Source organism: Chryseobacterium sp. DT-167 (assembly GCF_058310155.1).
This window is the reverse complement of record NZ_JBZEEQ010000002.1, coordinates 368,404-381,093: the sequence shown is the minus strand read 5'-3', so window position 1 is coordinate 381,093 and position 12,690 is coordinate 368,404. Positions and strand designations below refer to the sequence as shown.

At 34.0% G+C, this 12,690-nt stretch carries 12 protein-coding genes; 6 read left to right on the top strand and 6 right to left on the bottom strand.

Features of this window, described 5'->3' with window-relative positions:
• Positions 1-44 precede the first annotated feature (44 nt).
• On the bottom strand, positions 45-1,244 hold the full coding sequence (locus AC4FQ5_RS04315) for a PQQ-dependent sugar dehydrogenase (protein WP_491141263.1): 1,200 nt from the start codon (positions 1,242-1,244) through the stop codon (positions 45-47).
• A 108-nt stretch (positions 1,245-1,352) separates the two neighbouring features.
• Between AC4FQ5_RS04315 and AC4FQ5_RS04310 the strand changes: the two genes are divergently transcribed.
• The 4 genes from AC4FQ5_RS04310 (at position 1,353) to uvrB (ending at position 6,204) form a co-directional block, all read left to right on the top strand.
• Positions 1,353-1,724 (top strand): BlaI/MecI/CopY family transcriptional regulator, encoded by a 372-nt coding sequence (locus AC4FQ5_RS04310; protein ID WP_047443457.1) that lies wholly within the window; start codon positions 1,353-1,355, stop codon positions 1,722-1,724.
• A gap of 2 nt (positions 1,725-1,726) precedes the next feature.
• Positions 1,727-3,538 (top strand): M56 family metallopeptidase, encoded by a 1,812-nt coding sequence (locus AC4FQ5_RS04305; protein ID WP_491141262.1) that lies wholly within the window; start codon positions 1,727-1,729, stop codon positions 3,536-3,538.
• Positions 3,539-3,703: 165 nt separating this feature from the next.
• Positions 3,704-4,108: a hypothetical protein gene (locus AC4FQ5_RS04300; protein WP_491141261.1), complete on the top strand. Its 405-nt coding sequence runs from the start codon at positions 3,704-3,706 to the stop codon at positions 4,106-4,108.
• Between the two features lie 104 nt (positions 4,109-4,212).
• Entirely contained in the window at positions 4,213-6,204 is a 1,992-nt protein-coding gene (gene uvrB, locus AC4FQ5_RS04295; protein ID WP_491141260.1) for an excinuclease ABC subunit UvrB, read from the top strand.
• Positions 6,205-6,307: 103 nt separating this feature from the next.
• On the opposite strand, the gene AC4FQ5_RS04290 is transcribed toward uvrB, so the two are convergent.
• From AC4FQ5_RS04290 to AC4FQ5_RS04275, 4 genes are all read right to left on the bottom strand, one after another.
• Positions 6,308-6,526, bottom strand: coding sequence for a DUF3820 family protein (locus AC4FQ5_RS04290; protein WP_491141364.1), 219 nt, complete (start codon positions 6,524-6,526; stop codon positions 6,308-6,310).
• A gap of 13 nt (positions 6,527-6,539) precedes the next feature.
• Positions 6,540-7,634: an AI-2E family transporter gene (locus AC4FQ5_RS04285; protein ID WP_491141259.1), complete on the bottom strand. Its 1,095-nt coding sequence runs from the start codon at positions 7,632-7,634 to the stop codon at positions 6,540-6,542.
• The gene (locus tag AC4FQ5_RS04280; RefSeq protein ID WP_491141258.1) at positions 7,634-8,374 is read right to left on the bottom strand and encodes a beta-carotene 15,15'-monooxygenase; all 741 of its coding nucleotides are present in this window, start codon (positions 8,372-8,374) and stop codon (positions 7,634-7,636) included. Before AC4FQ5_RS04280 ends, AC4FQ5_RS04285 begins: the two co-directional genes overlap by 1 nt.
• 69 nt (positions 8,375-8,443) lie before the next feature.
• On the bottom strand, positions 8,444-9,178 hold the full coding sequence (locus AC4FQ5_RS04275; RefSeq protein ID WP_491141257.1) for a hypothetical protein: 735 nt from the start codon (positions 9,176-9,178) through the stop codon (positions 8,444-8,446).
• 47 nt (positions 9,179-9,225) lie between these two features.
• On the opposite strand from AC4FQ5_RS04275, the gene AC4FQ5_RS04270 reads away from it, so the two are divergent.
• Together AC4FQ5_RS04270 and AC4FQ5_RS04265 are read left to right on the top strand one after the other, a co-directional pair.
• The gene (locus tag AC4FQ5_RS04270; RefSeq protein ID WP_491141363.1) at positions 9,226-10,203 is read left to right on the top strand and encodes an aminodeoxychorismate synthase component I; all 978 of its coding nucleotides are present in this window, start codon (positions 9,226-9,228) and stop codon (positions 10,201-10,203) included.
• A complete protein-coding gene (locus tag AC4FQ5_RS04265; protein ID WP_491141256.1) occupies positions 10,187-10,813 on the top strand; it encodes an aminotransferase class IV in 627 nt (208 codons plus the stop codon). Before AC4FQ5_RS04270 ends, AC4FQ5_RS04265 begins: the two co-directional genes overlap by 17 nt.
• A gap of 175 nt (positions 10,814-10,988) precedes the next feature.
• Here AC4FQ5_RS04265 and menD read toward each other — a convergent pair whose 3' ends face one another.
• Positions 10,989-12,659 (bottom strand): 2-succinyl-5-enolpyruvyl-6-hydroxy-3-cyclohexene-1-carboxylic-acid synthase, encoded by a 1,671-nt coding sequence (gene menD, locus AC4FQ5_RS04260; protein ID WP_491141255.1) that lies wholly within the window; start codon positions 12,657-12,659, stop codon positions 10,989-10,991.
• Between the last annotated feature and the right edge of the window lie 31 nt (positions 12,660-12,690).

The following is a 12,690-nucleotide window of genomic DNA, read 5'->3' as shown; positions in this document are numbered from 1 at the left end:
GATTGCATCCTATCCTTTATTAAAGCGTCTCTTCGGGTCTGAAACTATTTCTTAGAAACTTTATACAGTTTTCCGCTGTCGGTAATTCCGTAGAGATTTCCGTCGGAACCATTCAAAACATCTCTGAATCTTTCTTTCTGGTCCAAAAGCAATCGTTCTTCGCCAACGACTTTATTATCTTTCAAGACAATTCTGTTGATGTGTTGTCCGCTCAAGCAGGCAATAAACAAGTTGTTTTTCCACTCATCAATATTTCCGGTATAAAAAGTCACACCACTTGGTGAAACTACAGGATCCCAGTAATAAACAGGCTGTTCGGTTCCTTCTTTTTGCGTCGTTCCGTTGTTGATTTTTTCTCCGGAATATTCAATTCCGTAAGTCACATCGCCCCAACCATAGTTTTTTCCGGCCTGAATTAAATTGATCTCATCTCCACCTCTTGGTCCCATTTCAATATCCCAAAGCTGACCTTTTTCGTCTAAAGCTAAACCTTGTGGACTTCTGATTCCAAAGGCATAGATTTCAGGTTTGTAGCCATCTTTTCCAATGAACGGATTTCCCAGAGCAGGTTTCCCATCTTTGGTAATTTTTAAAATTTTCCCTAAATAATTATCCGTTTTCTGAGCGTAAACTCTGGTTTGCTTATCAGATCTTTCACCAGTACTTACAAACAGATTTCCGTCTTTATCAAAAACAAGACGACTTCCGTAATGTTTGTCGCCATCGTAAGAAGGTGTTGCACGGAAAATTACTTTTACATCTTCAATTTTTTTCATATCAGACGAAAGTTTCCCTTTTGCAACCGAAGTAAGATTTCCGTCACCAAAAGGCTCAGAAAAACTAAAATAAATCATCTGATTAACTTTAAAATCAGGATCCAAAGCAACATCGAGCATTCCGCCCTGCCCTTTATCGTCGACTTTCGGAAAGCCTTCGATTTTAGAAATCTGTTTTCCGTCTGCCGAAACCAAATTAATAAAACCGGATTTTTCCGTAATCAGAAATTTTCCGTCAGGCAAATTGATGATTCCCCATGGTTTTCCTAAGTCCTTATTTAAAATTTCAACGTTATAAGGTGTTGATGTTTTTACTGCTGCAATTCTGGTCTGCCCTTCAAAAGCAGGTTTGTAGTCAGTATTTGCCTTTTCCTGTGCGACAGATGGCTTACTGGGTTTTCCTTTTCCCTGACAAGAGACAATCATTGTCGTCGAGACTAATAAAATAGGTAAGAGTAACTTCTTCATAATTAATATTTAAGCGGTTACGAAATGAATGTAAAAATAATGCCATAAAAATTTGTACAGTAATTTTTTTATTCTACATTTGTAGAATGAAATATAAACACGTAGAACATGAAAGAAATAAAACTGACAGATTCTGAAGAAGTGATTATGGAAATGCTTTGGGAAAAACAAAAACTTTTCATGAAAGAAATTCTGGAATCTTATCCTGAACCAAAACCTGCATCTACAACAGTGGCAACTTTGCTCAAAAGAATGCAGAACAAAGATTTGGTAGGCTACACCTTATATGGAAATTCACGAGAATACTTTCCTAAAGTTGCGAAAAGTGAATATTTCAAGGAAGAAATGACTTCTATGATTGACCGTTTTTTTAACAGCTCGGTGACGCAGTTTGCCTCGTTTTTTACCTCAAATACAAAGTTGAGTCAAAAACAGTTGAAAGAACTTCGTGAAATTATCGACAAAGAAATAAAAGAATAGCCATGGAAACCATCATTCTAAAAATAATTCTGTGTTCAGGAATTGTGCTTGGACTCTATTATCTATTTCTGTCAAAAGAGAAGACACTTATCTTTAACCGATTTTATTTGTTGTTAGGTCTTATTTTCTCATACACAATTCCTTTTGTAACTATAGAAACAAAGGAAATCGTAAAGACCAAACCAGTTATGCACTTTGTACAGGAAGGCCCTATACAGGTTTTGCAAGATCCAGCTACGGTACAGGCGGAAACGTTTGATTACACTCAATTATTGCTGGTCATTTACTTTGTGCTTTCCGGAATCATGTTTGCAAAAATGCTGTATTCAATACTAAAAATTAAAACACTGAAAGGCAGGAAAATCATTTATCAGAACCGCAATGTTGTTTTGCTTGAAAAAGAGATTGCGCCGTTTAGTTTTTTGAGTACCATTTATCTTTCAGAAAAGTATTTTAAGGATAGAAAAATTGACGAAAGAATATTTCTTCACGAGGAAATTCATGTAAAACAAAAGCATTCATTCGATATATTACTGATCGAAGTTATAACGGCTTTTTCGTGGTTCAATCCTTTCATTTATTTCTATAAAAATGTGATGATTATCAATCATGAATTTTTGGCAGATGAAGAAGTTATTAGCCAAAAAGAGAACATCAAAAACTATCAGGAACTTATTCTCAATGAAGTTCTTAAACAACAAAACTTTAAACTTACACACCAATTCAATTTCAATAACACCAAAAAAAGATTTATTATGATGACCAAAAGAAATTCAAAATTTGCGGAGGCAAAAAAGTATTTGGCAATCCCTGCATTTGCGGCTTTGGCTGTACTTTTTGCAGAAAGAGCTTATGCAAATAATCCTTCGTCAGAAAGTTTATTTAATAACAGCATATTTTCTGACGATCCTTATGCAGAGTTTAAGCAAATATTAAATAAATACTCAAAATTGTTAGATAATAAAGAATATGCAGAATTTGAAAAAACAATTTCTGAAAAAGATTTAGAAAGACTTTCTGACCTTTATCCTAAATTAAGTAATCAACAACAAGAAGAACAGCCTTTTTTATTTTTAGACTTTTCAAACTACAAAAAAGTTAAACCTACAGAAAAACAGCTAAATGATTTTTCGAACGACCAAAAATATTTCATATCTATTGATGGTAAAGAAACATCTAATTCAGAGTTAAAAAAATATAAAAGCTCAGATTTTTCCTATATTTCAATTAATAATAATAGTTCTGAATCTTTCGTAACCTTAATGACGAATGAATATTTTAAAAAACACGTTGAAGAAAAAAAATCAGTCTTGGGATTTATAAGTAATGAAATTTCTCCACCAATCAGTAGAAAAAAATTAGAAAAGGACACGATTTCACCTAAAAAAAACGTAGATGCAAAATTATTAGAACAGAAAACTCAATTTTCTGATTCGGATATACAAAGTGCAAAGACTGTGAACATTACTTCCGAAATTAATGAGAATCAAGAAGTTTCTACACTTCCAGAATATCCGGGAGGAATAAATGCAATGCGAAATAAAGTTTCTCAAAATTTTAATGGTGCTGCCCTTAAAGGTGATGAAGGCTTATTAAAAGCGAATATTCTTTTTACTATTAATGAAAAAGGTGAGGTTTCAAATATAACATCTACCGGAAATAATGAGACTTTTAATACCGAAGCAATTAAAGCAGTAAAAATTGCTAATGAAAATATAACTTGGAAACCAGCTAGTAAAGACGGAAATAGCGTTGCATACAGATTTAAAATTCCATTAACAATGACTTTCGAGACTTTCAAAAAAACACAATAAATTATAAAATTTCAATATTGATGTGAAATCCTACCGCAGAGTTTGCCGCTTTGCGGTTTTTTGTATTTAACGAAACGTACGAGTTGGTCTTTCGATAGTTTGGGGGCTCTGAACCAAGCAGACGAAAGTTTTAAGTATATTTGAAATTATGTAATAAACTGAAAAATGATACTCATATTAGATAAGCAAAACAAAATTGAATTTAGAAACGATTCAGATGGTGATTGGTTTGGCACTTTGTCAATAAATAAAATAATGCACGAATTTAGTTTTGAAAATCATAAGACTCTTAATTGGGAAGAAGTAAAAACCAGCATACTATATTTTATAAAATATCATGTTCAAATAATTAATCTTACCAATCAAGGTATCGAAAACTATATAAAATTTACTCTTGGTTGGGAATTTAAGATAGAATATGATTTAGAATGTGTGACAATTTTAAATAATGATCCTACCGAAAATATTTTTATACTTCACCCTTCATTCTTTGATGATCCTTACGTTTCCTGGTCGGCTCACATTTATGATCGTGAAGGTCCGAAATTAAGAAAGGTTGCAAGAGAGTAACTCTTCGTTTGTTCTTAAATGATATTATTTTTTGAGTAAAACTTTAAAAACATTTATGATTCCACTCCTCTTTCCGACATTTTTTATTTTCATAAATTTGATGTATGAAATTTAATCTTCAATCAGAATATAAACCAACCGGAGATCAGCCTACAGCCATTGAAAAACTGACTGAAGGTTTGGAAATCGGTGAAAAATATCAGACTTTACTTGGAGTAACCGGTTCAGGTAAAACCTTTACGATTGCCAACGTTATTCACAATACTCAAAAGCCAACTTTAGTTTTAGCCCACAACAAAACTTTAGCAGCTCAGCTTTTCATGGAGTTTAAAGAATTCTTCCCGGAAAATGCCGTTGAGTATTTTGTAAGCTACTACGATTATTATCAGCCAGAAGCCTATATCGCAAGCTCTGGAACCTATATTGAAAAAGATCTGAGCATTAACGAAGAAGTAGAAAAACTGCGTCTTTCAGCAATTGCAAGTCTCCTTTCAGGAAGAAGAGATGTATTGATTGTTGCCTCAGTATCATGCATTTATGGCGTTGGAAATCCCGCAGAATTTCATAAATCATTAATTTCGCTTCAAATTGGTGAAAAAACAACCAGAACATCACTTTTACATTCTTTAGTGAATGCATTATATTCCAGAACATTAGCAGACTTTTCACGCGGTACGTTCAGGGTAAAAGGTGACGTCGTGGATATTTTTCCTGCTTATGCAGATAACGGGGTAAGAATTCAGTTTTTTGGAGATGAAATTGAAAAAATCCAGAGTTTTGATCCTGTTTCCGGAAATACTACAGGAAATTTTGATCAGATTCAGATTTATCCGGCAAACCTTTTTGTGACTTCAAAGGAAACTCTGAACGGAGCCATCAGAAATATTCAGGATGACATGGTAAAACAAGTCGACTTTTTCTCTGAAATCGGTAAACCTTTAGAATCAAAAAGACTTCAGGAAAGAACCGAACTCGATCTTGAAATGATCAAAGAGCTAGGATATTGCTCAGGAATTGAAAACTATTCCCGTTATCTCGACGGCAGACTTCCCGGATCAAGACCTTTCTGTCTTTTAGATTATTTCCCGAAGGATTATCTGATGGTGATTGACGAAAGCCATGTTACCGTCCCACAAGTTCATGCGATGTACGGCGGTGACAGAAGCCGTAAGGAAGCTTTGGTGGAATACGGATTCCGTCTTCCTGCTGCAATGGATAACCGACCTTTGAAGTTTGAAGAGTTTGAAGCCATTCAGAATCAGGTAATTTACGTTTCTGCAACTCCTGCAGATTATGAACTGGAAAAAACCGGTGGAGAATATATCGAACAGATCATTCGTCCGACCGGACTTTTAGATCCGATTATTGAAATAAGACCTTCTCTGAATCAGATCGATGATTTAATGGAAGAGATCCGAAAACGTGCTGAAATAGATGAAAGAGTTTTAGTCACAACTTTAACCAAGAAAATGGCAGAAGAATTGACCAAATATTTCACAAAATTCGGTATTAGAACGAGATATATTCACTCGGATGTTGAAACTTTGGAACGTATTCAGATCATGCAGGATCTTCGTCTCGGAATTTTTGATGTTTTGATTGGTGTCAATTTGTTAAGAGAAGGTTTAGATTTACCTGAAGTTTCGCTTGTAGCAATTCTAGATGCCGATAAAGAAGGAATGCTAAGAAGCAGAAGATCAATGATTCAGACGGTCGGAAGAGCTGCAAGGAACCTGAACGGAAGAGCTATTTTGTATGCTGATAAGATTACAAAATCTATGCAGTCAACTATTGATGAAACCGAATACCGAAGACAAAAACAGATAGCTTACAACTTGGAACACGGTAAAGTTCCGATGGCATTAAATAAAAAAATCTCTGAAAATCTGGTTGGAAGAAGTAAAGACTTCCCTGATGAAAAATACACTCAAAAACAGATTTTACAAAAGGTTGCCGATGTAAAAGCGACCTACGCAACTGAAGACGTAGAAAAACTGATTGCCCAAAAGCAAAAGGAAATGGAAGGCGCCGCAAAAAATTTAGATTTTATAAAAGCTGCTCAGCTGAGAGATGAAATTGCTGCTTTGAAAGGCTAATTCAGATAGATATTAAAAGTTTCGGCGGCACCTTTGGTGCCGCCGAAACTTTTTTCAACAGAAAATTTAAAACTTATAGACCTTCGTTTTGGGTTTCTGATAATCAATTTTTCCCACCACGAAGTGGCGTAAGCAAATCCATCAAACCATTTAATTTTATTTCGTAAACCGTTGACAACTGCATTCCCAGCTTTCCTTTCGGCATTCCCTGCCTGTGAAACCATTCGAGGTAGCTTATTGGCAAATCAGCTAAGATTGTATTTTGATATTTCCCGAATGGCATTTTTACGACACATATTTCCTGCAAGATTTCAGGATTTATTCCCTGCTCCATTTTAAACAATTAAATCAATTTTATTTTCCAGATCATCATTTCTGTCCTTGCTTGAAAGCTCCAGCTCTGGTGTATCATCGTCAGAGAACTCATTTCTGTAGACCTGAATCAAAAGAAGCGTGAAAGATACTAATATAGGACCAAATACCAATCCCATAAACCCGAACAGTTTCATCCCCATTATAATTCCGAATACTGTATTTAAAGGGTGTATATCTTCAAGTTTTTTCAAAAGAGTAAAGCGCAAAACATTATCCGTAAGCCCAACCACAATTACACAATACGCAGCCAACCCAAGTCCGGGACCGGTTTGTCCTTCTGCAATCATGAAAATACAGATAGGAGCATAAATAATTGCCGCTCCGACTATAGGAATCATCGATGCTGCCGCTGTTAATGCAAAGAGAAGAATAGGACTTGGAGCTCCAAAGATAAAGTATCCTATTAGAGCGATTATTCCCTGTCCGATCGCTACAACCGGAATTCCTATTGCATTTGCCATAATCAGCTTTCTCATCTTTTCCCCAATCATAGAAACGTTTGCCCTTTTCAAAGGGGCTGCAGAAGCTAAAATCCTTTCAAAGAGTCTTGGTCTTTCAAACATGAAATAGAGAATAAAATACATCGACATTACAACCGTCAAAGTATTAAAAGTTCCGCTCAAAGCTGTTGTGGAAAAACGACCTGCCGTATCTTTCACTTTGGTCATGTTCTCCTTACTCAGTAAATCAATACTTGTTTTTTTGTAAACAAAATCATGGATCTTATCAACAAACACATTAAATTTTGTCATGTAAGCCTGTGCATTCCCAAGCTTTTCAATCAACAAATCAGCAATAAAATAGATTGGTAAAATGATGATGACCAAACTGGCAAACATCAGAAGCAAAGCTGCAGCCCAGGGTTTCCATTTCCTGTCTTCCTGGAGATAGAAATTATACTTTCTGCACACCACGTAAATCGTGATTGCTCCCAACACCGATGGGATAAAAAGTGCAAGATTAAAACAGATTAATGCTGTTAAAATCAGAATAATAGCAAGCAAAGCAATCTGCTTGATAACAACACTGCTAATTTGTTTTTCGTTGTGTGACATTATTTATATGTTATTTGTCTTGGTTTTCCTAAATATGCGCAATATGTGGAATACATTACTATCATAATAAAGGGTGCACTAAAAATTATACCAATACAGCACAAAACGATTCCGGCAATACTAATAAGTCCTCCTAAAATGGCAGCTCCTAAAAATACACCATAGTTTTCTTTAGCAATATTAAAGGTTTTGCTTAATGCATCTACCGCAGATAAATTTTCAAATAATAAAATAGGGTATCCTATCAAAAATAACGGATAAACAAAGAAAACAGGAATAACACACATTACAAAAGAAATCCACAATATAATATTGGTGATCAAACTGTATAGAAGAATATTCCCCACATTCTGACGATAACCAATAAAAAGATCAGAAAATTCTACAGGAACTTTTGTATTAAATTTATTGGCAATGTAGATTAAACCAACATACAATGGTGAAAGTAAAATTCCAATTATACTTGAAAAAGAATAATAAAGTGACAATCCAGGCTTATTCAAATAACCTCTATAATATTCGGAATAATCGCCGTCAAAATCTCTGTAATCTCCAAATCCGCTCCAGGAATTAAATCCTGTAATAGACTGTAGTAAAAAATCTGCGAGCAGATAGATAATCATAGTAACGATTCCATAAAGAATTACGCCTTTATACATTTCAAAAGCATGCGAAATAATAGATCCTGTATTTCGTTCAGGAGCAGAACCTTGTTGGTCAAATTCGTTAAAGTCAGACATGGTGTTATTTTTTTTAATGTTTCTCAAATTTAATTTTTTTTGAGAAGAAAACTGTCACCATTCTGAATTTTAACTATTTTCATCAAAAATGGTTTTGTAAAGTGAATAAATCATTGCATTCCAGAAAGGTAAGGTCAATAATCCACCGACTAAGAATAATGCAAAACCGATATATTTAAATAAAACTGCGACAATTACACAAACAAGTATTTCTATGAAATACATTTTCAAAGCTTTCCAATTTAAAGCGATTCCTTCAAAAATTGTTTTATTTTGGAAAAACATCAATGGTGCTACAAAAAGTGTAACCATCACCCAAACAACAGGAAGTATGATTGTCTGAGCAATGAATGTATAAAAGAAAAACCAGAAAATAAAATAGCTAATATATCTGAAAAAATTAAGCCCGTTATATCCGGCAAATAAATCTCCGATAACTATCGTCTCTTTTAAATCAATCTTCCTGAAAATTTGAAAAAAACCGAGATTTAGAGGATATAGAAAAATCAGAGCTGCAACAATTCCTAAATAAAAATTCTGAAAACCCTCAGTGGTCATAATAACAGCAATACTATTTTTATATTCGTCCATTCCAGCTGGTCCTGCTTTCATATAATCTGAAGCTGCGCCAAAAAACTGATCCATAATCCCGTACTTATCAGAAAAATAAAAAAATACAGTTAAGAAAATAGCAAAGTATATAATTGAAAACATTAGCTGAAACAATAAAGTTCTGTTCCAATAATAAAAAGCCTGTTTTAAGATAAAGTCGATTCCCGGTTTTTGTGGATATTTCTCCTGCATTGAAAATATTTTGTGCAAAAGTAAACATCAATAACTACTTTTGCGGAATGTTTTCTGCAAATCATCAAAAATTTATTGAAATGGACGAACTTTCACAACAGAAGGTTCCATTTTTCTTTATAACAGATTTTCTTGTGGATCAGATTGAAATCTATACTGAACTACAATTAGAAAAAGAGGGTTTATTAATTGATTTCCAAAACTTTAAAAACATAAAACCAACAGAAGAACTCCATAAAAAAACAGAATGGAAATCTTATCCTGAAACCATAGAAAGTTTTAAAACAGGATTTGATAAAGTTCAGAAAAACATTCGTTTAGGAAATTCTTATCTCGTCAACTACACCCGGAAAACAAAAATAGAAACCAACCTTACTTTAGAAGAAATTTTCTATCATTCTCAGGCAAAATATAAAGTTTTATATAAAGATTTTTTCGTATTTTTTTCTCCTGAAACTTTCGTGAAGATCAGTGACAACAAAATCCTCACTTATCCTATGAAAGGCACGATTGATGCATCTTTGGAGAATGCCGCAGAAGTTTTGAAGAATGATAAAAAAGAAAAAGCAGAACACTATACTGTTGTCGATTTGCTCAGAAATGATCTCAGTATGGTTGCAGATGATGTAAAGGTTGATAAATTTCAATACATTGATTTTCTGAAAACCCACCAAAAAGATCTTTTTGCAATGAGTTCTGAAATTTCGGGAAATTTAAAACCTGAATTTAAAGGTAAAATAGGAAGCATTATGCAAAAACTTTTACCTGCAGGATCAATTTTGGGAGCACCAAAACCAAAGACATTAGAAATCGCCCTCCAAGCAGAAGGTTTTGACAGAGGTTTTTACACCGGTGTTTGTGGGTGGTTTGATGGTGAAAACCTCGATAGTTGTGTCATGATCCGTTTTATTGAAAAAGAAAATGATACACTCTATTTCAAAAGCGGTGGCGGAATTACGCACATGAGTACGTTAGAAGACGAGTATCAGGAAATGAAAAATAAAATTTATGTCCCAATTCATTGAAAGCATTAAAGTAGAAGATCAGGAAATGTTCCTGCTTGAATTTCACCAAAAACGTGTTAACGATACTTTTGCCCATTTCGGGAAAGAAGGTTCTATCGATCTGGCTAAAATCTTTAAAAATCTGAATCATGATGAGGATGGATTATACAAACTAAGATTGACTTACGATCTGGATAAAAAATTCAGAACCATGATGATTCCTTACGCGATTCCTGAGATACAGGATTTTCAGCTTGTTGAGAATAACATTTATGACTATTCTTTTAAATTTGAAGACCGTAAAGAACTGGAAAAAATGAAGATGAAATCTAAAGCTGAAGAGATTATTATCGTTAAAAACAATCATATCACCGACACTTCTTTTTCTAATCTTTTATTCCAAAAAGGAAAAGAATGGTTTACGCCGTCAACTTATCTTTTAAATGGTGTTCAGAGACAGAATCTTTTGAAGAAAAAGAAAATAAAAGAGGCAGAAATTACTTTACAAAACATTAAAGAATTTTCACATTTTCAGTTGATTAATGCACTGAATGACTTTGATGATATGTTTATCTATCCAATTTCTAAAATCACCAATCTTCCTGGAAATGATGATTATTTAGATCTTTAGAATTAAAATATTCTCGCAGATTAAGCGGATTTTGCAGATTTATGAGCTAAATAAATCTGCATTTTTTTGATTTAAAAGTTTTGATTTTTATAGTAAGCTTGATTAAAAAATCTATAGATTTTCTTAACAGAACATAATAATTTAATTTATTTAATGGTTTAAAAATTTTATTATTTTATTTTAAAAAATTAAAATAAGCCTTTAAAACATCTGCATTGTTTTTTCCCTGAGTAAAAACTTCAATAATTTTTGGCTGAACATCAGGTTTATAGAAATTATCCAAAACACGGTCAAGCGTCCCGTCGTCTTCCACTTTTGTATAAGTAAAACCGAAATGTTTCGCTAAAAATTCTGCGTTTTTGTGATGTTTTGTTGCTATAAATTCATCCAGAGTGTTCGGATTGGCATTTCCCGGTCCGGGAATGATTTTAAAGATATTTCCTTCCCCATTATTGAAGATCATAATTCTGGTAAATGGCGGAATATACTGATTCCAAAGTCCGTTGATGTCGTAGAAAAAGCTTAGATCTCCGGTAATCAATAATGTCGGATTTGCATTTTTAATCGCAAAACCCATTGCCGTAGAAGTCGAGCCGTCAATTCCGCTGGTTCCACGGTTACAGTATATTTTTCTTTTACCAAAATCAAACAATTGCGCATATCGAATTGCCGAACTGTTGCTGAAATGGATATTGTAATTCTCAGGAATGCTGTGGGAAGCTTTATTGAAAAAATAAAAATCAGAAAACTCAATCAGATTCAGAAACTCAGAATGTTTTTTATCTTTCTTATCCCTTAAAACATCCCAAAGATTGAAATAGGGTTTTGGTTCTAAATTGATAAAATTTAGCAACTTAGAAAAGAACACTTCAGGTTTTACTTCAACTTTCTGAGTCAGAGCAAAATATGTATCCGGTTGCCAAACCTCATCCAAATGCCAATGCGCTTTCGGATGCGCTTTTCTTAAAAACTGTTTAACTCTTTTGGAAACAACGTTTTGTCCGACAGTAATTAATAAATCCGGAGCGTATGTTTTATAATCTTCCTCCGAGAAATGAGTTACATAACGGTCGATATGTCTGAAAAATTTATCGTGATGCAAATTTGAATTGGCTTCGCTCAAAACTACAACTGAATGGTTTTTTACTAATTGCGTCAGCTGATTTTCAAGTTCCGGGCTGTAATCTTTTGTTCCGACCAAAAGCATGATGCGTTGTGAAGTATTCCAGTCGGCAACTAAGTTGGATGGAATTTCGTATTCTTTCTTTTTAATCGTCTTTTCGACTACAGGAAATTTCGGTAATTCAGAAACTAAATCATACAAAGGCTCTTCCAGAGGAATATTGATATGAACCGGACCTTGTTTTTCAAAACAAAGCTCGATTGCTTTTTTAATGATATCTGAATTGATGTCTTCCGCATTATCCTTGCTGTCTTCCAACAATTCAAAATCACCGTAAGAATGCTGATGAAAAATATTCTTTTGCCGGATCGTTTGTCCATCAAAAAGGTCAACGTAATCCGTTGGTCGGTCGGCCGTTAAGACCAAAAGCGGAATATTCGAATAAAAAGCTTCAGTTACTGCAGGATAATAATTTGCCGCTGCAGAACCGCTTGTGCAAGTGATTGCAACCGGTTTTTTCTCACTTATTGCCATACCAAGAGCTACAAAGGCCGCGCTTCTTTCATCAACGATACTGAAACAGTTGAAATCATCCAATTCCGAAAAATGAATCGCCAAAGGAGCGTTTCGTGATCCCGGAGATATGACAACGTCTAAAATTCCGTATTGCTGAAAAAGATTGGCAAGTACCTGAATACTTCTCTTGGAGGAATATTTTTTCATGAGGCAAATTTAGCTTATAAATAATTAATTC

Bases quoted from the DNA above. Each gene is read 5' to 3' on its own strand.
- AC4FQ5_RS04315 (WP_491141263.1), bottom strand. From the start codon at position 1,244: ATGAAGAAGTTACTCTTACCTATTTTATTAGTCTCGACGACAATGATT.
- AC4FQ5_RS04310 (WP_047443457.1), top strand. From the start codon at position 1,353: ATGAAAGAAATAAAACTGACAGATTCTGAAGAAGTGATTATGGAAATG.
- AC4FQ5_RS04305 (WP_491141262.1), top strand. From the start codon at position 1,727: ATGGAAACCATCATTCTAAAAATAATTCTGTGTTCAGGAATTGTGCTT.
- AC4FQ5_RS04300 (WP_491141261.1), top strand. From the start codon at position 3,704: ATGATACTCATATTAGATAAGCAAAACAAAATTGAATTTAGAAACGAT.
- uvrB (WP_491141260.1), top strand. From the start codon at position 4,213: ATGAAATTTAATCTTCAATCAGAATATAAACCAACCGGAGATCAGCCT.
- AC4FQ5_RS04285 (WP_491141259.1), bottom strand. From the start codon at position 7,634: ATGTCACACAACGAAAAACAAATTAGCAGTGTTGTTATCAAGCAGATT.
- AC4FQ5_RS04280 (WP_491141258.1), bottom strand. From the start codon at position 8,374: ATGTCTGACTTTAACGAATTTGACCAACAAGGTTCTGCTCCTGAACGA.
- AC4FQ5_RS04275 (WP_491141257.1), bottom strand. From the start codon at position 9,178: ATGCAGGAGAAATATCCACAAAAACCGGGAATCGACTTTATCTTAAAA.
- AC4FQ5_RS04270 (WP_491141363.1), top strand. From the start codon at position 9,226: ATGTTTTCTGCAAATCATCAAAAATTTATTGAAATGGACGAACTTTCA.
- AC4FQ5_RS04265 (WP_491141256.1), top strand. From the start codon at position 10,187: ATGTCCCAATTCATTGAAAGCATTAAAGTAGAAGATCAGGAAATGTTC.
- menD (WP_491141255.1), bottom strand. From the start codon at position 12,659: ATGAAAAAATATTCCTCCAAGAGAAGTATTCAGGTACTTGCCAATCTT.